Annotated in this window: 12 protein-coding genes and 1 riboswitch; of the genes, 7 read left to right on the top strand and 5 right to left on the bottom strand. The window is 58.6% G+C overall.

The window, feature by feature from the left end; all coding sequences use genetic code 11:
* The first annotated feature begins 11 nt into the window (after window positions 1–11).
* Genes P5689_RS05435 through P5689_RS05425 form a run of 3 tightly spaced genes read left to right on the top strand, consistent with a single transcriptional unit; the run spans window position 12 to window position 4,587 of the window.
* Complete coding sequence (locus P5689_RS05435; protein ID WP_023979444.1) at window positions 12–278, top strand: metal-sensing transcriptional repressor; 267 nt, start codon at window positions 12–14, stop codon at window positions 276–278.
* Between the two features lie 12 nt (window positions 279–290).
* A complete protein-coding gene (locus tag P5689_RS05430; RefSeq protein WP_285532399.1) occupies window positions 291–1,484 on the top strand; it encodes an efflux RND transporter periplasmic adaptor subunit in 1,194 nt (397 codons plus the stop codon).
* A gap of 7 nt (window positions 1,485–1,491) precedes the next feature.
* Window positions 1,492–4,587: a CusA/CzcA family heavy metal efflux RND transporter gene (locus tag P5689_RS05425; protein ID WP_285532398.1), complete on the top strand. Its 3,096-nt coding sequence runs from the start codon at window positions 1,492–1,494 to the stop codon at window positions 4,585–4,587.
* Here P5689_RS05425 and P5689_RS05420 read toward each other — a convergent pair.
* Both P5689_RS05420 and P5689_RS05415 read right to left on the bottom strand, forming a co-directional pair.
* The gene (locus P5689_RS05420) at window positions 4,572–4,952 is read right to left on the bottom strand and encodes a VOC family protein (protein ID WP_122040317.1); all 381 of its coding nucleotides are present in this window, start codon (window positions 4,950–4,952) and stop codon (window positions 4,572–4,574) included. The genes P5689_RS05425 and P5689_RS05420 overlap by 16 nt on opposite strands.
* A 258-nt stretch (window positions 4,953–5,210) precedes the next feature.
* Window positions 5,211–7,748: a TonB-dependent receptor gene (locus P5689_RS05415; RefSeq protein ID WP_285532397.1), complete on the bottom strand. Its 2,538-nt coding sequence runs from the start codon at window positions 7,746–7,748 to the stop codon at window positions 5,211–5,213.
* Window positions 7,749–8,840: 1,092 nt separating this feature from the next.
* Here P5689_RS05415 and P5689_RS05410 point away from each other — a divergent pair.
* The 3 genes from P5689_RS05410 (at window position 8,841) to P5689_RS05400 (ending at window position 13,857) form a co-directional block, all read left to right on the top strand.
* Window positions 8,841–9,557, top strand: a complete 717-nt coding sequence (locus P5689_RS05410; RefSeq protein ID WP_285532396.1) for a polyprenol monophosphomannose synthase — start codon at window positions 8,841–8,843, stop codon at window positions 9,555–9,557.
* Window positions 9,558–9,660: 103 nt separating this feature from the next.
* On the top strand, window positions 9,661–11,103 hold the full coding sequence (locus tag P5689_RS05405; protein WP_285532395.1) for a glycosyltransferase family 39 protein: 1,443 nt from the start codon (window positions 9,661–9,663) through the stop codon (window positions 11,101–11,103).
* A gap of 663 nt (window positions 11,104–11,766) precedes the next feature.
* Window positions 11,767–13,857 (top strand): S46 family peptidase, encoded by a 2,091-nt coding sequence (locus tag P5689_RS05400; RefSeq protein ID WP_285532394.1) that lies wholly within the window; start codon window positions 11,767–11,769, stop codon window positions 13,855–13,857.
* Window positions 13,858–14,151: 294 nt separating this feature from the next.
* Here the strand turns inward: P5689_RS05400 and P5689_RS05395 are convergent, their stop codons facing one another.
* Window positions 14,152–15,015: an SDR family oxidoreductase gene (locus P5689_RS05395; RefSeq protein WP_285532393.1), complete on the bottom strand. Its 864-nt coding sequence runs from the start codon at window positions 15,013–15,015 to the stop codon at window positions 14,152–14,154.
* A gap of 205 nt (window positions 15,016–15,220) precedes the next feature.
* Entirely contained in the window at window positions 15,221–16,591 is a 1,371-nt protein-coding gene (locus P5689_RS05390; protein WP_285532392.1) for an NAD-dependent succinate-semialdehyde dehydrogenase, read from the bottom strand.
* Window positions 16,592–16,791: 200 nt separating this feature from the next.
* A riboswitch (cobalamin riboswitch) is annotated at window positions 16,792–17,007 on the top strand.
* Between the two features lie 153 nt (window positions 17,008–17,160).
* Between P5689_RS05390 and P5689_RS05385 the strand changes: the two genes are divergently transcribed.
* The gene (locus tag P5689_RS05385; RefSeq protein ID WP_285532391.1) at window positions 17,161–18,195 is read left to right on the top strand and encodes a HoxN/HupN/NixA family nickel/cobalt transporter; all 1,035 of its coding nucleotides are present in this window, start codon (window positions 17,161–17,163) and stop codon (window positions 18,193–18,195) included.
* A 62-nt stretch (window positions 18,196–18,257) separates the two neighbouring features.
* Here P5689_RS05385 and P5689_RS05380 read toward each other — a convergent pair whose 3' ends face one another.
* Complete coding sequence (locus P5689_RS05380) at window positions 18,258–21,557, bottom strand: TonB-dependent receptor domain-containing protein (RefSeq protein ID WP_285532390.1); 3,300 nt, start codon at window positions 21,555–21,557, stop codon at window positions 18,258–18,260.
* Window positions 21,558–21,844 lie beyond the last annotated feature (287 nt).

The following is a 21,844-nucleotide window of genomic DNA, read 5'->3' as shown; positions in this document are numbered from 1 at the left end:
ATAGGGGTTTTATGAGCCCGCCGAATCATCGAAAAATCGCCCTTCGCCTCAAGCAGGCCCACGGCCATCTGGCGACGATCCTCGACATGATCGAGGCCGATCGAAGCTGCGCCGATCTGGCCCAGCAGATTCAGGCTGTTGAAAACACCCTGCGTAATGCCAAGCGTGCCCTGATTCAGGACCATGTCGAGCATTGCGTGATTGAGGCGATGGAAGATGGCGGAACCGGGCGTGACGATGCCATGCGCGAATTTGCCCGTCTCGTTAAATATCTCTGACAGGGGCGTCGCATGATCAGATGTCTCGCCTCGATGCGCAGCAGGACTTTGGCAGTCTCTGTCGTTCTGACAGGTCTTGCGGCTTCATCGTGTCTCGGCGGCACGGCACAGGCAGCAGAGGCCTGGCGTCATGTCTTCACGCTGCCTGAGGAGGCGCAGCGCAACGAGCATGTCATGATCGTCTCGCTGTCACAGGGCGAGGTGTTCCCCTCAGTGCAGGCGATGGCACGGGTCGATGCCGATACGAGCCGGGTTATTGATATCCATGCAGCCGGTGCAGGCAAGGTCATGGCGGTGCATGTGACGCCGGGTCAGCCTGTCAAACGCGGCGAGGCTTTGATTTCCTACACTGATCACTCCCTGCATGAGCTTCAGCTTCAGCGTGAACAGGTCGATGCCGCCCTGGCTTCGGCGCGTGCCGGTGAGGCGGAGGCGACGATGCTCTATCGTCGCGGTGCGGCGCTTGTCGGGAGTGCGGTCTCACGCGGGGAACTTGAACGACGCCGGATGGTGCTCGAACAGCAGCGCGGACTGGTCAAGGCCCGCGAGGCGGACCTCGCGACGCTCGAACACAGGCAGACGGAGGAATTCACCTCCGTAACCGAGCGGATCGTGCAGGACGAGGCATCGGATCTGATCAGCCCGGTCGATGGCGTCGTGCAGGCTGTGCGCACCTCTGTCGCAGCCGATATCAATGCGGGCGACAATCTCGTGACCGTGGTCGATCTCTCCCGCCTCTGGCTGAGCGCCGATCTCTCGCCCGAAGATGCTGCCGGATTGGCGCCCGGAGGCAAGGCGCGGTTTCGCCCGGCCAGTCAGGAAAAGGGACGGGTAATCGAGGCGCGGATCACCACCGTGGCGGGGCTCGCCGATCCTGCCACAGGGCTTGTGCGCGTGGTCTGCACCCTCGATCATCCACCTTCTTCACTGCGCCCGGGCATGATGCTCGATGCCGCTTTCCAGACCGGCGAGGGGACGCAGGGGCTGCGTGTGCCGGTGGCGGCACTTCAGCAGATTGATGGTGAGGATGTGGTGTTCGTCCAGCAGGATGTCACGCATTTCATGCCCGTTTCCGTGCAGGTCAGGGCGCGTGACGACGAGCAGGCCATTGTGAGCGGGGCCTTGCACGATGGCGACAGGCTGGTGGGCGAAGGCAGCTTCACGCTCAAATCAATGGCGCTGCTCTCTTCCATGACAGCGGACTGAGCGCGTCATGTGGGAATTTCTGCAGCGCAGCAAGCTTGCTGTGCTCGCGCTTTGCGCGATGCTGGTCCTGGCCGGGCTGATGGTGGTGCCGGGCCTGCCGGTCGAGCCCGTCCCTGATATTTCGCCCCAGCAGGTGCTTGTTTCGGTCACATCGCCGGGCCTTGCGACGGAAGAGGTGGAAAAGCAGATCACCTTTCCGCTCGAAGCGAGCCTGACGGGACTGCCGGATCTGATCGATCTGCGCTCCGTTTCGCGTACGGGGCTTTCGGTCGTCTATCTGCAGTTCAGCGATACCTCCAATCTCGATCTCGACCGGACACGCGTCAATGAGCGTCTGCAAAAGGCCCGTGAGGCCATTGCCGTGCCGGTCAGTGTTGCGATGGGGCCACTTGCCACCGGCATGGGCGAGATCATGCAGATGCAGATCGATGGCGACGGACGCTATTCGCCGCTCGACCTCAACAGGCTCATGACCTGGTCCGTGGCACCGCAGTTAAGGCTCGTGCCGGGCGTGGCTGATGTGAATGTCAATGGCGGTGCCGAAGAGACCTATACGCTGACTCTCGACCCGGCCCGCCTGCGTGCCCATGACATCGCGCTTGGCAGGATCTATGCCGCGATAGAAAGCAATAATGCCTCATCGGGCGGGGGGTGGATTTCACGCGGGGCGGAGCAGCAGGTGGTTGTGGGGCGCGCCCTCGTCGGCTCGCTGGCCGATTTCGGGGCCATCCCTGTGGCGATGGGGGCCAACGGACTGGCCATTCGCCTGCGTGATCTGGGCCGCGTCTCGCTTGAGGCGCGTCTGCGTCTCGGCGCTGTCACGCGCGATGGCAGGGGTGAAATCGTCAACGGTGTCGTTCTCATGCAGAAAGGCGCCAGTTCCAATGCGACGCTCGATGCGATCGATGCGGCGTTGCCAGCCATCCAGCAGACGCTGCCCCCGGGCGTGACGCTCAAGCCATTTTACCGGCGCTCGACCCTGACTGACGAAACCATACGCACCATCAAGGAAAATCTCGTTCTCGGGGCGTGTCTGGTTTTTGTGACGCTGCTTGTAGTGTTGGGTAACTGGCGTGCCGCGCTGGTGATTGTTTCTGTCATCCCTGTCTCGCTCGTCATGGCTTTTGTCGGGATGCGTGTTTTTGGCATTTCGGCCAATCTGCTCAGCCTCGGCGCGATTGATTTCGGTATGATCGTGGATGGCTCGCTGGTGGTGGTCGAGCATCTCATGGTCGAGCGCGCCCGCAACAGACCGGGGGAGAGTCTTGACTCACTGGCCACTCACACCGTGCGCACCGTGCTGCGACCGGTCAGCTTCGCCATTTTCGTGATCATCATGGTCTATCTGCCCATCCTGACCCTGCAGGGGGTGGAGGGCCGTATGTTCAGACCGATGGCGCAGACCATCATCATGGGGCTCGTGACCTCGCTCATTTACTGCTTTGTTGTGGTACCAATCCTCTCTGCGCTTTTGATGAATCATGCGCCGCAGGACCGCGAAACGCGTGTCGTCCAGTCTCTCAGGCGCCGTTATGAGCCGGCTCTGGACTGGTGCGCTGCACATACGCGCAGTGTATTCATGGGAACAGCCTGTATCTTCCTGCTCGCGCTCGTGCTCGCCTCACGGCTGGGCGGCGAATTCGTGCCCCAGCTTGAGGAGGGGGCGCTTGTGGTCAATGCCATGCGCCTGCCAAGCGCCTCTCTGCCGACTGTTCTGGCATCGGTAACGCAGGAAGAGCGCCTGCTGCGCAGTTTCCCTGAAGTCGAGACCGTGGTGAGCAATACCGGTACCGCCGCCATCCCGACCGATCCGATGGGAACGAACGAGACGGACAGCTTTGTGTTCCTCAGGCCACGTGATCAGTGGCGTGCGGGGATGACCCAGTCGAAGCTTGTGAGCGCCATGAGCGCCAAGCTCAGTCATGACCTTCCCGATGCGGCCTATTCCTTCACCCAGCCGATCGAGATGCGCATGGACGACCTGTTGTCGGGTGTGCGTACACAGCTGGCTATTTCGGTCTATGGCGATGATCTGTCGATGCTCGACAAGCTGGCCGCGCATCTTGTGAGCGTGATCGCCTCGGTGCCGGGCGCTGCCGATGTCGCCCAGCAGGGTGAGGGGACGGTGGCGTATCTTCATATCGACATCAACCGCGATGCTGCGGCGCGACTGGGCGTTGCGGTGCCGGAAATTCTCTCCACTATCGAGGCGGTAGGTGGCCATATCGGGCGGCCGGTGATTATTGATAATGCCCTTATACCGACACAGATCCGCTTTGCCGGCGGTGCAGTGGCCAGTGCAACCCGTATCGGCGGGTTGCAGATCAGGCGCGAGGACGGGCGCGGCTGGGTTCTGCTCAAGGATGTTGCGCATATCACCGTTGATGAAACGACCGCGCGTATCGACCGGGACAGTCTGCGCCGTCGGGTGATCGTGCAGGCCAATGTGCGCGGGCGCGATGTCAAATCATTCGTTCTTGCTGCGCAGGCGAAGGTCGGGGCATCGCTGCATCTGCCTCCGGGCTACAGGCTCGAATGGGCGGGCCAGTTCCGCAATCTGGACTCGGCCATGACGCGCCTCGCGCAGGTTGTGCCACTGGCTCTGGTTCTGATTTTCGTTTTTCTGGTGCTCGCTCTGGGCTCACCCCGGGCGGCGCTGCTGGTTTTCATCAACCTGCCGATTGCCGCCACAGGGGGTATTTTTGCCCTCGCCATCAGGGGGCTGCCATTCAGCATTGCCGCCGGAATTGGGTTCATCGCGCTGTTCGGGGTGGCCATTCTCAACGGTGTCGTGCTGGTCAGCCAGATCCGTGATTACCGCCTGACGAGGATGGGCGCTGCCGAGGCGGCCTTTGCCGCGGCAAAGGCCCGCTTTCGCCCGGTTCTGGCCACGGCTTCGGTGGCCAGTCTCGGCTTTTTCCCCATGGCGTTTTCCGGCAGTGCCGGGGCCGAAGTCGAACGCCCTCTGGCAAGTGTCGTGATTGGAGGGCTGATCACATCAACCCTCCTGACCCTGCTTGTGCTGCCGCTACTCTATGCGCGGTTCTTCAGCCGGGAGGATGCGTCGCGTCCGGCGCAGGAGGCCGATCAGCCCATGCGGTGAAGGGCGCAGAGCTTGTTGCCGTATGGATCGCGCAGATAGGCGAGATAGAGTGTACCTATTGCAGACTCACGCGGGCCAGGAGGGTTTTCGATGGCGGTACCGCCATGCGCGACACCGGCCTTGTGCCACGCATCGACAGCTTCGGGTGAGTCCGCCTTGAAACCGATCGTTCCGCCATTGGCGCCGGTTGCGGGTTCGCCATTGAGCGGCGTGGTGATCATGAGCCTGCCACCATCATGCGTATAGAACAGGCGGTTCGGGGGCACCATCTCACCCGGCGGACAACCAAGCGCGCCCAGAGCAGCGTCGTAAAACGCTTTCGAGGCTTCGAGGTCGTCACTGCCTATCGTGATATGACTGAACATGAACTCTCATCTCCTGATGATGAACCCGAATGTGAGGTTGCGTGTAACGTATCCTATCCACCATCCGGGGGCAGAAGGCTCTGCCGCGGGGGAGGATCGGGAGATCGGGCGAGGCTGTCAATCCGGCCCCCATCCCGCTTGGAGGCGGCGGCGCAGGAAAAAGGAAGTAAGGACGGGGCCATGCGGCAAAAAGGCCGGGAGCGTTTCCGCACCCGGCCTGATCAGGCGATTGGCGCTATGAGGCTGGTCGCGCTGCGCTCAGAGGCTTGCGCTGACGCGCCCGAAATAATAGCCGCCGGTGAAGGGCACCTGATTGGAGAACTGATCGTACATCGACCCACCTGCCGGCACGAGATTGCCGGGCAGACGACGAGGGCGGACATTGAACACGTTGTTCACGCCGATGGAGGCATGGACGCGCGAGGTGATCTTGTAGCCTACCTCAAGATCGGTCAGCCAGCGGGGTGTGTTCTTGAACTGGCCAAAGCAGGAATTGGAGTAGCGCAGGGCGCCACCGCTGGCACAGGTTGCCGAGGCCGGGGTCCAGTCCTGATAGGTCATCATGTTGGTGGTTTCGCCATAACGGCTCTGGCGGATATTCACATCCCACCTGCCGATGGTCCACAGCGCGTTGAGGATGATCTTGCTGCGGGGTGTGGCGGTGGTGATGTAGGCGATGGTCTGCTCGTTCAGCAGCGGCTTGCCGATGGTCGAGATGCCATTGTGATGCAGGCGTGTGCGGTTGAGGTTGAACGCCGCCATCAGCGCCAGATTGCCGTAATCATGCATATGCACAAGATAATCGGCCTTGATATCCAGACCCTGTGTGCGCGTGCTTGCCCCGTTCGAGAGGAAGTAGGCCGAAGACGCTGCCGCATTGGTCGCGGTCGGGGAGACATCGAAGCCGAAAGAGCGGATGGCGTCCAGCGCCTGTGCGCCGCGCACCGTGCCACCCTGCACGATACGGTCACGCAGATTGATCTGGTACACATCGGCTTCGACATGCAGGCCGCGTACCGGCTCCATGGTAAAGCCCGCACTGGCATTGACCGAGCGTTCCGGCTTCAGGCCCTGAGCACCCAGCGAGCGGGCTGCGGCGGATTCCACAGGGAGCTGCCCGCCAACGCTGCCGGTACCGGCAAAGATGTTCAGACGGCTGAAATGGGATTCCTGCAGTGTCGGCGCACGGAACCCGTTGGCGATGGTGCCACGCAACGCGAAGCGTCTGGTGAAATCATAGCGCGCTGAAAGCTTGCCGTTTTCGGTATTGTCAGTGTCGGTATAATATTCGTAGCGGCCTGCCACATCGATGGAGAGCTTGCGCGTCGGGCGGAAGGTCGCATCCACATAGGCCGAGTAGATGTTGCGATACCATGTGCCTGCCGATTGGGGCGGGATACCGGCATGTTCCACCGGGCCGCCATCGAGATAGGACTCCGGATTACCCGAGATGATCTGATAGGAGTCCAGACGGTGCTCACCGCCGAACGCCAGGCTGACCGGCATGGACCAGATATTGAACCCGCGACGCAGGTCGAGATTATTCGTCCATTGCGTGTTTTTCTGGGTGTAGTCCCAGAACTTGCTGGGTGAATAACCTGTGCGGGCAAGTTCGCCCAGATTGACCACATCGCGGATGCTGATGCGCGAATTATCGCCGCCATAGACTGTTGAGAGATTCCAGTCGAAGCCGAACAGGTTCTCGCCCTTGAGGCCTAGCTCGGCGGCGTAATCCAGTTCATCATCCCCCGTGATGGGGCGGAGTTCGCTGATGCCTGCGGCGGGAACAACATAGGGGTATTTATAGGCGCGCATTTCGGCATGGCGATAGCCGAGCGTGGCCTGTCCGTAGAGTTCGATACCAGCGGCGAGCGGCTTGCCGAAATTGAGCGCGAAGGTCTCGCGTGTTTCTTTCGGTGTGCTCAGATAATCGGTCTTGCGACCGCGCCAGCTTTCGGAGCCTGGCTTGACGCCCACAAAGTAGTTCTTGGTATCGGCGCCGGCTGGCCAGTAGCCAAGCAATGCATGATCGGGTCCCCAGGCAATGGCGTGTTGTGTCTGATAGAACTGCGCGCCCAGATGGACATAACCATCCTTGCCGAGTTTGAACCCGCCATCAGCGTCGAGCTGGTATTGCTCGCCACTGCCGAGATAGGCATTGGCACCGCCCTGACCGCTGAGCGTCAGACCGTGATCCTTTTTCTTGGTGATGATATTCACCACACCGGCGATGGCGTCTGAACCATACATGGCGGCGGCACCATCCTCGAGCACCTCGATATGGTCGATCATGTTGCCAGCCAGCATGTTCAGATCGACGCCTGACGAGGCAAATTGCGGCCCCGGCTTCTGCACGATATTGGCGGTGGAATGACGGCGCTTTCCATCGACCAGAACCAGCGTCTCGTTCGGCCCCAGACCACGCATCTGGATGGACGACACCAGCGAGTTGGTGTTGGACCCGCGCGCGCTCATGGTGATGGAGGGATAGGTGCGCGTCAGCGCATTGGCGACGTTCAGTTCGCCCGAGCGCTCCAGTGTCTTGGAGGAGATGACCACGACGGGGCTGATGCTCTGACGGGCCTTTACATGGCTTTCACGCGTGCCTGTCACGACCACCTGCTCGGCATCGTCGGCGCTTTTGACGAATTTGTTTTTCTTCGTCAGGGCCGTAGTCTTGTCGGCTTTTTTCTGTGCGACGTCCCGCGCCTCGGTGGCGCTTGCGGCATCGGCAGCGTGGCTCACGAAGGGCGTGCAGGCAGTCGTTGCAACGAGGAACAGGGCAAGTCTTTTCACCGGTCTCTCCGACACGTGTCTTGGATGTAACGGGTCGCAAAAGCGTTACCTGGAGCGTTTGAGTAAAGTTAAGATTTTATGGCAACATGTCGAAATATTTCCATCGTATATTTATATGTTTCTAGGGTCGTTCGCGGAATGATTCTATGCCTATATTATGTAAGTCAAGCATAATCTAAATACGTAATCCTGAAGTTATTGTTGGATAGTTATTCGTATTTATATACACTGGTTAATATATTTGCGATATATTCATATATAGATATTCAGCATCAATGTTCCCTCTATAATCTGCCTATCTGTTCTCTGCCATCTTGGCACCACGGGAAGAAGAATTTTGCGCGATAGATGGAATGTAACTACTTTATAAATATAATTTCATTCCGGTTAGCAGGTAGATTGTTCTGGTTTTCGTATTTTGACCGGCCGCAGCGTGGTTGAGCGTCGTGTCATAAACTTGTCATGAAGCCGACCGGGTAATCCGACAGGTGATACCCCCCTTGAACGGCCATGATCATAACGATATCCGATCAATTGCGTGTCTGCAGGCGGAGCAGCTCCCCAAGAGAGTCGATGCGACGGCGCTGTGCACGGGCTATGAGATAAAGGCATTGTTGCACCCCCTCTGCGATATTGTCTCCAAGGCTTGCGCTTTGCGAGCTTACAGAGTTTCGGCACGTACCGGCCTGGGGGCAGACCAGCCGGGAGGTGATCTCATCTGTCTGAGGTCATAGGGCAATCGCATGTCTGAATGATGCTCGTCTGGAACTGATCCTCATTGCATCCGCGAAGCTGGAGCTGGACGATTTGTCGGGCGCTTTCGTCTCGCTGAGTGCAGATCATGGAGCGACGGCAGGTCAGCAGATCTTCCGTTATCCGTTTGATGCCGCGTGCGGGGCTCAAAGGATCGTGGTGTCAGCATAACTGATTTGTCACAGGATGCGTCCTGCCACCCGAGCGACAATGATCCGATGTTGAGACCACGAGCCGATCACCAAGTCGTCTCATATTCAGGCAAGAAATGTTACAAAAGACCCTGTGTATCCTTGCTGCTGGTGTTGATAAAGTCGAGGGGTAATCCCAGAGGAAAAGATGACAGCAGCACCAATCCTGAGCATAATAATACCGTGCTACTGTGAAGAACAAAATGTCAGGCCTCTCATCAATGCACTCGAAAAAACGCTCAGTGGCATTGCGTGGGAAATCATTTTTGTCGATGACAATTCACCCGACGGGACGATCCATACGGTCCGGAATATTGCGGCGCTGGATCGGCGAGTACGTGGCATCGTCCGTATGGGCCGTCGTGGCTTATCATCGGCCGTGACCGAGGGCATATTATCCTCATCGGCAACATTCGTTGCGGTGATGGATGGTGACCTGCAACATGACGAGTCCTGCCTGCTTCCCATGCTGGCCGCTCTCCAGGGCGATCAGTATGATCTCGCCGTCGCCAGTCGGCACGTGCTCGGGGGTGACAGTGGGGGACTCTCCGGTTTCTGGCGGCGTTTCATTTCCCGTCTGGGCAATCTGGTGGCCATGTCTGCCTCTGCCCCGATCAATGACCCGATGAGTGGCTTTTTCCTGATGCGGCAGCGTGATTTTGAAGCGCTCGCCCCTCGCCTGACTGGACATGGGTTCAAGATCCTGTTCGAGATTATCATGACCAGTCCGAAATCGCTCCGGATCAAAGAATGTCCCATGATTTTCCGGGAGCGCGTTCATGGCGAAAGCAAGATGACACCCAGGATCATAGGCCAGTTTTTTGTGGCTCTGGCTGAAATCAAAATACGAAACGCCTTCCGGTGATCATGTCAGGCGAAGGTGGGCTCTCTTGAAGCAACTGAACAAAATAGTCGTCGCGTATTATCCGCATTTTTTTCTGCTGTTCGCGGCCCTGTTGATACGGTTCATGACATTGGGGAACCCTATCCTTGAATGGGATGAGGAATTCTATCTTTTCGGAGGGGGGCGGCTACTGCAAGGCCATCTGCCCTATGTCGACTTCTGGGACCGCAAGCCAATTGGCCTGTTTCTGCTCTACGCCGTTTTTCATCTCTTCGGGGCGTATCGGGTTATCGCCTATCAGATCGGGGCACTGCTCGCCCTGTGGGGCACGGCGCTACTGATACGGCGTATGGCGTTGAGGATTGCTCCCGCTAGCGGAGCGCTGGTTGCGGCGCTCATCTATGAGATTTGGCCCACTCTGGCACAGGGCGAAGGTGGCCAATCGCCCATTTTCTATAATCTCCTGGTCGCTGGCGCGATGTGCCTTCTTCTGGATCACCTGCAAGATTTCGAGGGGAACGATCGAAATCGCCGTAGAACGCTCGGCATGCTGATCATGCTCCTTTTCGGGGTGGCTATTCAGATAAAATATACCGTTGTCTTCGAAGGGATGTTTGCTGGTCTATATCTGATATATCGGGAAATAAGATCAGGGAGTACCCCCAGAAGCATCATCGCTGACTCTGCCATATGGGTTTTCGTTGCTGTATTGCCCACGATTGCCTCCGCTCTTTTCTATATAATGAGCGGTTATGGGCATGAGTGGCTGTTCTCCAATATTTCCTCGGTGTTTCTGCGCACAACCGAAAGTCATCAGATCATCTCGGAGAGACTGATCAAGCTCCTGCCTTTGCTGGGGCCGTTTTTCATCGTCATGGGCGCGAATTTTCTGTCCAGAAGAAGCTATTCTGCACAACAGGCACCTTACGTCTCGTTTCTGACTATGTGGGCGATGGTGGCGCTCGGTGCGTTTGTGATTTTTGGCACCTGGTACATCCATTATATCCTCCCGCTTCTCGTACCCTTTTCCATCCAGATTGCCCCGCTGTTCTACAGAAAATCCGGTCGCAATCTGGCGTGGCTTATGGCAATTCTCGGGCTGGTGGCGTCGCAGCTGAGTACCTGGAAGCATTTGAGATCGAGTGGTGGAAAAGAGCTTTTCCTGGCGCTCGAGAAAAGTGTGGATTACGGAAAATCAGGTTGCCTTTTTATCTATAACGGTCCCGTTGCGCTCTATGATGCCCTGCCATATTGCCGATTGACGTCGCATCCATTTCCATCCCATTTTGGGCTCCAGCGCGAAGCCGGTGCGACGGGCATGGACCCTCTCGCGGAGCTGCATGCCGTTCTGACGCAGGAACCTGCATATATCATCAGCCAGGAGCCGGAAGCTGCCGGTGAAAACCGGAATGTGCGCAAGGCGCTGTATGACGCGCTCTCCCGGGATTATGTCAGGACTTACAGCTGGATTTCGCGACCCCATCGCAGAATGCTGTCGGTTTATAAACGGAGCGGGGGAGTGCTCCCGCCTCACCCTGCGCTTGCGCCTGTCCCACAGTCAGAGTGACCTCGCTTTCGTCAAAACTCAGGGCACGGTTGTCGCGATCGTTCCGATCGAATAATGAGAGACGTGGCCAATCGTGTCCGTCCCCGTGCCGCAGATCGACCAGGGACAGGCATTTGGGCGATTGCCTCGAACCTTCATGCCGCGCGACGTTCCCACTACATGACGCGCCTTTTCGTACGCATCTTTACGCTGTACCAGGACGGGTTCAGGATCGGCCGGGTCGTAAGTTGCCTGTTCGTGCCCCGGCAATCATGGCTGCTCATGTCAGGCGGCTAAATGAGCCTGCGATGCCAGATGAATTGGCACTTTTCTCCCGTCTGATCGCACCGGTCGGATGATCGCGGCCAAGAGAGGCCCCGAGGTTCCTGACTGTCACGTTTGGTATGATTACCGCACCCTTCCTCGGGAAACGCATCTTAACGCGATGGGACGAGACCTTATTCTCATTTCACAGCGTGATTTTTGCGATTTGAGCCTCTGGGGAATAGCCTCTTTGCAAACTGGCATCGTTTTGGCTGCTACGATGGGTTTCAGCGTGTGGCACGCTGGCGACGGCCAGCCAGAGCCGCCGGACAAGGTCACCGTGCTGATTTTCGGATTTGCAAAATGGCGTATGTTATGGATTGATACATTATATCATCATTCAGAGCCGAGCTGCTGCCCATGACACGTGCCCGTCTATCGCTTTTCCTCTCATCGGCCCTGTTCGGTGCCGTAACGCTTGTCGACGCTGCACGCGCCGACGAGGGCATGTGGACATTCGATCATCTGCCTAACGCTGCTTTGCAGAAGACCTATCATTTCAAGCCTGATGCCGCCTGGATCCAGCACGTTGTGCAATCCTCGGCACGTCTGGCCGAGGGATGCTCTGCTTCCTTCGTGTCAGGCAACGGTCTGGTCATGACCAATCATCACTGCGCCAATTCATGCCTTGCCGCCTTGTCTGACAAGGATCACGACTATTTCCGCGACGGATTCTACACGAAGGACCTCGCCGATGAGCGCCAGTGCCCCGGTATGGAGCTCGATCGCCTCGACACCATGAAAGATGTGTCTGCCCCTGTGGCAGAAGCCACCAAGGGCAAACAGGGGGCCGCCTATTCGGCAGCCCTGCAGGAAGTGGAAAGCAAGCTGACCAAGGATTGCGTGGGCGGTGACGACGCGCATTGGCGCTGCGACATGGTCTCGCTCTATCATGGTGGGCAGACCGCACTTTACCGTTATCGCCGCTACAACGATGTGCGCGTGGTGATGGCCCCCGAGCAGGGGATCGCTTTCTTTGGCGGTGATCCGGATAATTTCGACTATCCCCGCTACGATATCGATCTGTCGATGCTGCGCGTCTATGAGGGCGGCAAGCCGGTGAACACGCCGTTCCTGCAGTTCGATCCGAACGGCCCCAAGGCGGATGATCTGGTTTTCACCTCCGGCAATCCGGGGCGCACGCAGCGCGGGCTGCCTGCTGCAGCCCTTGCGTTCCAGCGTGATGTCGCCAATCCGGCAATCATCGCCATGCTTTCGGTGCGTGAAGGGATGCTGTGGCAATACAGCCGTGAAAGCGCCGATCACGCGAAGCAGGTGGAGAACACGCTGTTCGGTATCCAGAACGGTCTGAAATCCTATTCCGGCACTCAGGCGGCACTTCAGTCAGGCGATATCGTGAGCCGACGTGAAAAGGAGGATGCCGCCCTGCAACGCTGGATCGATGCCGACCCGGCGCGTCGTGCTGCTTATGGCCAGCCTTTCGCCATGGTGGACAAGGCTGTTGCGCTTGAGAAGGATCTGTTTACGCGTAATCTGGCCATCGGTATGGTTTTTCGTGGCTTCCTTGATGACGTCATGACCCTGGTGGAAGGCGCTCATGAGCGGGCCAAGCCTGACGCCAAGCGTCATGCGGGCTTCCATGACGCCCAGCTTGGCGAAATCGAGACCAGCCTTGGTGCGAAAGAGCCTTTCTATCCGGATCTTGAAACTGCTTCGCTGGCACTCAGCCTGACCAGCCTGCGTCAGGTGGCAGGTGCCGATGACAGCCTCGTTCACCTGGCCCTTGGCAATGATGCACCGGAAGATGTGGCGGCGCGCCTGATCAAAGGGACGCATCTAGCTGATCCAGCACAGCGTCTCGCCCTGTGGAAAGGAGGTCTCAAGGCCATCGAAGCCTCGACCGATCCACTGATCGTCTTTGCCCGCAAACTCTACCCGGATTACGCGTCACTTCATGATCGTATGCGTGACGAGGTTTCCGCCCCGCTGCACAAGGCTCAGGGCGATATTGCCCGTGCACGCTTCGCTCAGGCCAAGGCTGAAAATCGCCTCGATACGTTGTATCCCGACGCCACGTTCTCGCCCCGCCTGTCCTATGGCACCGTCAAGGGCTGGCGCAAGAATGGCACGGATGTCGCGCCCTTCACGAATTTCGCGGGTATGTATCGCCACGCAACCGGCAGTGAGCCTTTTGCTCTGCCCAAGCGCTGGCTGGATGCGAAGGCCAATCTGGATCTGGCAACGCATCTCGATTTCGTTTCGACCAACGACATTGTGGGGGGTAACTCCGGTTCTCCGGTCATCAATCGCGAAGGTAAGGCTGTCGGCCTGATCTTCGATGGTAATCTGCCGAGCCTTGCGGGTGATCTCTATTACGACATCAGCAATAACCGTGCTGTCGCGACCGATACGAGCGCCATCATCACCGCGCTCAGAGTGGTCTATAACGAGAAGACACTCGCCGATGAGCTGACCAACGGCCATCGCTGATCTTCGGTTGTACTAGTGCAGGAAGCGGGTAGCGCGCGGCGCTGCCCTGCTTCCTAGGGAGGGGGAAACCTCTTCCAGTCCATTCGTCTGGGTTCTGTAGCGGCGATGCCATCGCGGCTGCTGATAAGGTAAAGTTACCCGACGTACGAGCCTCTGGCCCAGGTTGCGGCATAACCGCAATGCCGCGTGCGGCCGCAGCCCAAGCCAGAGCTTTCTTCTCGATAATTCCAGCATCCAGGGTTTTCAAAGGGCGACGGCCCTTTGGTAGGGTGTGGGGCAAGGCCCCACTATCCCTCAGATGACAGGCGTACCGCCCGTCACGGCGATGGTAGCACCCGAGATATAGCTGGCCTCGTCGCTGGCCAGCATGACGTAAGGCGCGATCAGCTCGACAGGCTGGCCAGGGCGGCCCAGCGGGGTATCCTCGCCAAAGACATGCACATGGTCGCCATGCATGGTGGCAGGAATGAGCGGTGTCCAGATCGGGCCCGGGGCAACGGTGTTGGAGCGAATACCCTTCTCACCAAGCAATTGCGCAAGTCCGCCGCTAAAATTCTGGATGGCGGCTTTGGTGGCGGAATAAGCGAGCAGGCGTGGCTTGGGGCTGTCCGCATTGACCGAGATGGTATGAATGATCGAGGCGCCGCGCTTCATATGCGGAACAGCATGACGGGTCAGACGGAATGTCGCGCCGATATTGGTGGCAAATGTATCGTCCCACTCATCTTCCGAGATGTCCTCAAGAGCGAGGCGTTCGATCTGGAAAGCGGCGTTGTTCACTAGGACGTCGATCCGGCCGAAGGTCGAGACTGTCTCATCGATCACGGATCTGCAGATCTCGCGTGACTTCAGGTCGCCGGGGAGCAGCAGCACCTTGCGGCCCGCCTTTTCGATCCAGGCAGCTGTTTCCGCGGCGTCGTCGGCTTCCTCATCAAGATAGGACAGAGCGATGTCGGCGCCTTCGCGCGCAAACCCGATGGCGACGGCACGGCCAATGCCGGAATCGCCACCTGTAATGAGGGCAATCTTGCCCGCGAGGCGACCTGAGCCCTCGTAGCTCTCCTCACCATGATCGGGGAGGGGCGTCATGGCTTTGGTCTGACCGGGGATGCGATCCTGAAGAGGGGTATCGAAGGGGGGCTTTGCGTAATCGGTCATGATGAGGCTCCGTTTTCCGGACGGCGGTCAAGTGCCGCGGGCTGTGCGTTGCACCCTATTCATCGCGAAAATGTGAGCCTTAGTTTCATGGCAAAGCGTGTCGCGGCGCTCATAAGGTCAGGAATGGGCTTTCGTAAGGCCTTGCACAGGGCATCCTGAGGGCCTGTCACGGATCGGGTGGACGATCGTGACAGGCCGGTTTCGATCAGGCTGAACGGATCAGCTTGTGATTGACGAATTCCTCGATCCCGTTGGAGGAAAGCTCGCGGCCATAGCCGGAATTCTTGACCCCGCCAAAAGGCAGTTCCGGGGCGGTGCCCGTCACATCATTGATGAACACCATGCCGGTTTCAATGCGCTCGGCAAGCTTGCGACCACGCTCGACCGAAGCCGTATGAATGGAACCGCCCAGACCGAACGGAGAGTCATTGGCAAGCGCGATGGCGGCATCGTCATCGGCCACCGGGTAGACAATGGCGGCGGGACCAAAGATCTCTTCGTAGAAAATCGGGTTATCCTGGGTGACATGTGTTAGCAGGGCCGCCTGCATGAAAAAGCCCTCGCGGTCGAGCCTCTTGCCGCCGGTGACGAGCTTTGCCCCGTGATCGACTGCCTTTTCGACCTGGCTCAGTGCGAGCTTCATGGCGTTTTCGCTGCTCATCGGGCCGTGAGTGACGCCCTGTTCCAGCGGATCACCATAGCGGAATTCGGCCAAGGCGTCTGAGAGACGACGCACGAATTCGTCGGCCAAGGATTCATGAATGATCATACGCTTGGCGGCGGTGCAAACCTGACCGTTATTGGACATACGTCCGGCCACGGCACGGGGGATGACCTCATCGAGATTGGCATCGTCGAGCACGATGAATGGATCGGAGCCGCCGAGTTCGAGCGTGGTCTTTTTCAGGGCCTTGCCAGCCTGTGCGGCGACAGCACTGCCTGCACGCTCACTGCCGGTCAGGGCCACGCCACGCACTTCAGGGCGCGCAATCAGTTCTTCCGACACATTATTGTCGATGAACAGATTGGTCCAGGCTCCCTTGGGTGCCCCGGCTTCGAGGAACAGCGCCTCGAAGGCGAGAGCACATTGCGGAACACCCGGTGCATGTTTGGCGAGCACGACATTACCGGCCATCAGGTTGGGACCTGCCACGCGGGCAAGCTGGTAGTAAGGGAAGTTCCAGGGTTCGACGCAGTAGATGACACCCAGAGACTGGCTGAGGACCGTCGCACGACCTTCCGAGACAGGGATCTCACGTGGGGCAAGGAATTTCTCGGCGTTTTCGGCGTAATAGGCGAGGATCTTCGCAGAGAGTTCGGTCTCGGCAATGGCCTCGGGCAGAACCTTGCCCATTTCGATGGAAATCAGTCGGGCGTATTTTTCCTTGTTCTGCTCAAGGATCTGCGCCGCCTTGTTGACGATGGCCTTGCGCTCGGCAAAGCTGCGGTGACGCCAGTCACTTCTGTAGAATTCATGGGCGGCGTCGAGCTTTTCAAAGGCCTGCGCCTTGGTGTGAAGGTCGAACTCGCGCTCGGTTTTGCCTGTGGCGGGGTTGATCGTACGATAGGCGCTCATCGTTTTCTGCTCCCGGTTATCTGGTGTCCGGCGCATGGCCGAACCAAAGTCACGGTCCAACAAATGCCTGGAAAGGCGCATGGTTTCCCTCAAAGGGGAGGCAATATCGGCTGGGTAACCCCCTAGACGCACGGTTGGGGCATGGGAGAAACACCTGCATAAAGGCCGCTGAACGCTGGCTTTCGCCTGGTTGAAACGGTAGGGTCGAGCCCGTCGAGGGTCTTGCGCGAGTGAGTGAAAAGGGAATGTCGGACGGGCTGGCTGATCCTGAAAGGATCGGGCGCGAGGCGGCAGCTGTCCCCGCAACTGTGAGCGGTGAGCGCCCTGCCGGAACCACTGGGTGCAGGTCATCCGGGAAGGGGCAGGGGAGCGATGAACCGTGAGCCAGGAGACCTGCCCTTGTCATGTTTGACGGCCAGACCGGACGGGATGATCCGGTTGTTGCGGAGAGCCCTTCTCGTGAACGAGTTTACCCTGCCTTCTTGCGTGCCGCGACGTGCACGAAATGCCGTCAGGCCTGCATCGATTTCTCATCGGGGATCTTTGATCGGGCAAAACGGGGGCCAGAGATGAGCGCCGAAACCCTGCCGGTGTCTCCGCCGTCGCTGCGCTGGCGCATTTCCCTGCTGGGGATTGGCTTGCTTCTGGCCAATATGGCGCTCTGGGTCTGGACCTTCGTGATGTTTCGCGATCGGCCCTTGCTGCTTGGCAATGCCCTGCTGGCTTATGGTTTTGGCCTGCGTCATGCTGTCGATGCCGATCATATCGCCTCGATTGACAACGTGACGCGCAAGTTCATCCAGATGGGGCGGCAGCCCTTGCTGACAGGGTTCTGGTTTGCCATCGGCCATTCCCTGATTGTTGTGCTGGCGGCGCTGGGCACGGCGCTGCTGTCACAGGCGATGCAGGATCGTTTTGGTGCATGGCATGATATTGGTGGCATTGCCAGCACACTCGTCTCTGCCGGCTTCCTGTTTGCCCTGGCCATCACGAATTTCATTGTCCTGCGCGGCGCCTGGCGCGCCTGGCGCCACATACGGGCAGGCGGGGCGATCGAGGAGGTCGACCCAGAAGCGCTTCTGAACCGGGGCGGGCTACTGTCACGCCTGCTTTATCCGCTGTTCAGACTGGTCTCGCGCAGCTGGCATATGGTGCTGCTCGGCTTTCTGTTCGGCCTCGGCTTCGATACCGCGACAGAGGTTTCGCTTCTGGGGCTGTCTGCCTCACAGGCGAGCCGGGGTGTTTCGGTTGCGGCGGTCATGATCTTTCCTGCCCTGTTCGCTGCGGGCATGGCCCTTGTCGATACGGCAGATGGTGTTCTCATGCTCGGGGCCTATCGCTGGGCCTTTGTCGATCCGCTGCGCAAGCTGCGCTATAACATCATCATTACCCTGATCTCGGTGATCGTGGCTGTCGGGATTGGCAGTATCGAAACGCTGCGACTGCTGGGTGATCAGATCGGTTTTGAAGGGCGGTTCTGGGGCGTTGTGGCCGCTGTCAGCGACAGCTTCAACCAGATCGGGTTTATCGTGATCGGGCTGTTCGTGCTGGCCTGGATGCTGTCTCTGATTTTCAGCCGGGTCGATGCACGGCGCAAAAACTGACGAAGGGCTTACGGTCTCGGCGCGCCGGCGGTCGCGAGTACAACCACCAGCGGGCGTTGCGTTCAGAAATGGGCGCCAATGCGCATCTGAAAGGCGCGACCGATAAGCGCCTCGTAATAACGGCCCACGCTATAGATGCCTGCATCGCGTGGCAGGGCGTCGGTGATGTTGTTCACCACGAAGCTGGTCGAGAAATGCTCGGTTACGGCATAGTCGAGTGAGAGATTGAAATAGGCAAAGGCCGGGCGTTTGTTGCCCTCATAACGCGTGGTCGGCACCTGAAGGGCCACGAGGCTCGGGCCATACCAGATAGTCTGCCACTGAGCGTTAAAGGGGCCACGTATCCACGTGGTGTTGAGTGTGAAATTGTCATTGGGCGCAGCAATATTACCTGAAAGCAGATAGGTGCTTCCGGCATAATTGCGCGTGCTCTTGACGTAATGCACGTAGTTGCCTCGAAGGTCGATCGCCCCCGAGCTCTCAGGCAGACCCAGACGGGAGAGGGGGGTGTTGTACTCTATCGTCGTCTGAAGGGCCTGGGTCTCGTAGTTGGCGATATTGTAATAGCCGGAGCGGAAAGAGGAAATCTGCCCCGATGAATCCCGGGTGAATGTCGAGCAGAAGCGATTATTCGGGTAGATGCCGGTGTCGTAACAAGCATTGAGCAGGTCATTGGCACTCAGATAGGTGATGGCATCAGCAACTCTGACATCCACAAATGAGGCTTTGACATCGAACCCGCGTATGAAATGCGGCCTGAATTCAAGGCTGCCCGTATAGCTTTTGGAGCGTTCATTAGAGAGATTCCGGTTCCCTCCGGCTGTACCCTCGACGCCGTAGGAATTGAAGTTCGAGACGAAATTCTGAGGCAGTCCGGCGCGTGCGCAATTGGCGGCTCGCAGGGCCGGGTTGGGGCCCGACGCAAGGCCTGTATCGGAACAGGGATCGACGCCGTTCTGATAGGTCGAGGATTGGGGGGAGTAGAGTTCGCCAATGCCGGGATTGCGTACCGATACAGCGTAATTGCCGCTCAGACCGATATCGCGTGTGGGCCACCAGGCCGCACCGGTCATATAGGTCCAGTAGGTGCCGGTGATACTGTTATAGGTTACGCGCCCATTGGCCGTCAGGGAGAGATGATAGGCACCCGGGAGATGCATTGCCGGTGAGATCAGAGGGATATCGAGCTCGCCGAAGCCCTCATGCGTATGATAAGCGCCGCCCGTATAAGGGATCGATGCGCTATTGCCGTAGGGGAGATAGCTGCCATCGCCCTGTTTCCATCCAAGCAGATAGGCGCCGGGGTCGAAATGATAGGCCTCGCGCCGATGTTCGTAACCCAGATCCCATCGTATCGTCCCTGCTGGCAGGGTCGCCACGGTCGAGCTGATTTCGGCCTGCAGATCGCGTTGCGTGTTGCGGTTGGTCGAGCGTGACTCCGTTGTGACGTAGTCGCGCGCGGCCGGCGTCATCTGGTTGTAGCCAAACGGGTTGAGCGGGGCACATACCGCGCTGCGCGTGGCAATCGGAGCATTCTGGTAGCCGGGAGCACATTCGATTGTGCCATCAGCGGCGGTGACAGCGTTCAACGCATTGACAAGGTTGGGAATAACGAGTGACGGGGCCGTCGTGGCATTGGTATTGCGCGTATACTCGCCCTGCAGCTTCCAGTTGAACTGACGGTTGAAGGCCCGGAAATCGCCATTCAGCCCGCCCTGAAAACGAAACATCTGCGATGTGGTGCGAAACAGGCCCTGATCGAGATCCTGATTGAGGCGGTTGAGATAGAATGTATCGGTTGGCAGGCCGTTTTCAGCCAGAGCCTGCTTGATCGTGCTCTGTTCGGCACTTGTGAGGAACGGGTTGCTGGTGCTCAGGGCGAAAGCACCAGTCGTGACACCGTATTGATAATAGCTGCTGCTATAGGGCCCGGCATTATTCGCCGTCAGCGCATCGTTGAAAAGCGTGCTGCTCCATGTTCCCTGGCCCACCTGGTTTTCCGCACTGCCGCGTGCGTACCAGCCTTGCCAGCGGGCGTGGATGTGCGGATCAAAATCGTAATGGCCAAGCAAGGTCAGGTTGAGCTTGTCATTTGGTGTGACGATCTGGTTGTAGTTGCGCAGGGAGATACCATCGCCCCCAACGGCCTGAGCCGTGTCACTCTTGAGCAAGGTCCCCGCGTTGAGCGGCACGAGCGACTGGCCGTTCTGGCTGAAGGTCAGGGGAATACCACTGGCATTGGCGATGCCGGACGCAGCCAGCCCAGCCCAGGTTGCACCATAATTGCCGCCATATACGGGAAAGTCGCCATAGGCGCCGGTCAGGGACGGCATACCGGTGAGCGATGCCTGAATGAAACGCAGGTCAGGGCTCAACACATAGGTGTAAGGGGATGCTTCACCCAGTGCGGGCCGGTGATAGACAGCCGCGTTGGCGCCGAACACATCCGGACGATCACTGGCGACGATACCGGCCTGATTGCGATATTCGACATCGAAGACCAGCCCTCCCTTGTCGTGATCGAAACCGGTGCCGGCCTTGAATGCAATCTTCTCGCTGGCGGCATCGAGCTGTTGTGTCCAGCCGCCCTGACCTTCAAGCGAAACACCTTTGTAGTGGTCATCGAGCGTATAGTTGATCACACCAGCCACAGCATCAGCGCCATAAGCTGCACCAGCACCGCCCAGACGGGTATCCACCGACTTGATGAGCGAGGTTGGCAACGTGCTCACGTCAACCTGCGAGCCCGATCCCACACCGTAGATCGAAGCCGTAGCCCCGCCGCCCATGCGCATGCCATCGACAAGGGTGAGGGTACGCTGCGAACCCAAATTAAGCAAGCTCACAAAGGACTGTCCGGCACCAAACATGTTCTGTGTGCCGAGTGAGGAATTGTCAGGCACGCTGACGGCAGGGTTTTCGCGCAAGAGCGCAAGGCCGAGATCGGTATAGCCCCGGCGGCCAATCTGTTCGCCACTCAGTGACGATCCGGCCATGACATTGGTCAGACGCGATTGCGTCAGGCGCGTGCCAGTGACGAAAATCGTCTCTGCAGGGGACGCTTTCTGCCCCGCGCCCACAGCCAATGCGTCGCGTTTTGAGGACACGGAAGAGGACAGGCGGTGTTTTTCGCTTGTCGATTGCACTGCCTCGCGTGGCTGTTGCCGCAGTTGAGCCTGCTTCCGCAGGGGATGGGATGTCTGCTTGTCTTGCGCACCTGCTCCGGATTGCCCGGTGACTTTTTCAGACGCCAAGGCAGGAAGCGGGACAAAGGCCATTGTGCCGGCGGTCAGGGTAAGCAGGAGACGCAATGACCGTGCGGGGGTGAGAGCACTTGTCTTCACCCTTGCGGGAAATGGCATCAAGAACACCCCATCGCTTGTGTGCCATTATCTGGCACATCATGTCCGTTTGTCTGTCGTCTCCTTGCGCTACACCGTGCGGCACAAGTGCCCTTGCCGGGTGATTGCGTGCGGCAACCGGGTGAGAGCTCTCCTCCACTATTATCCCCATGGGCGAAAGGCGAAGAAGTATCGCGGTAATACTCCGCGAATATGTCACGCTGTTGTACAATCGCAACAGTGCATCACACATTGTGCCGTCGTGATTGATATTGTTGGTAAGTTTCCAATGGGCCAACAGCGACATG

It is taken from the genome of Asaia sp. HumB, from assembly GCF_030263835.1.
Lineage (GTDB): Bacteria > Pseudomonadota > Alphaproteobacteria > Acetobacterales > Acetobacteraceae > Asaia > Asaia bogorensis.
The sequence above is the reverse complement of the archived record's forward strand: the minus strand, read 5'-3'. Positions and strand labels throughout refer to the sequence as shown.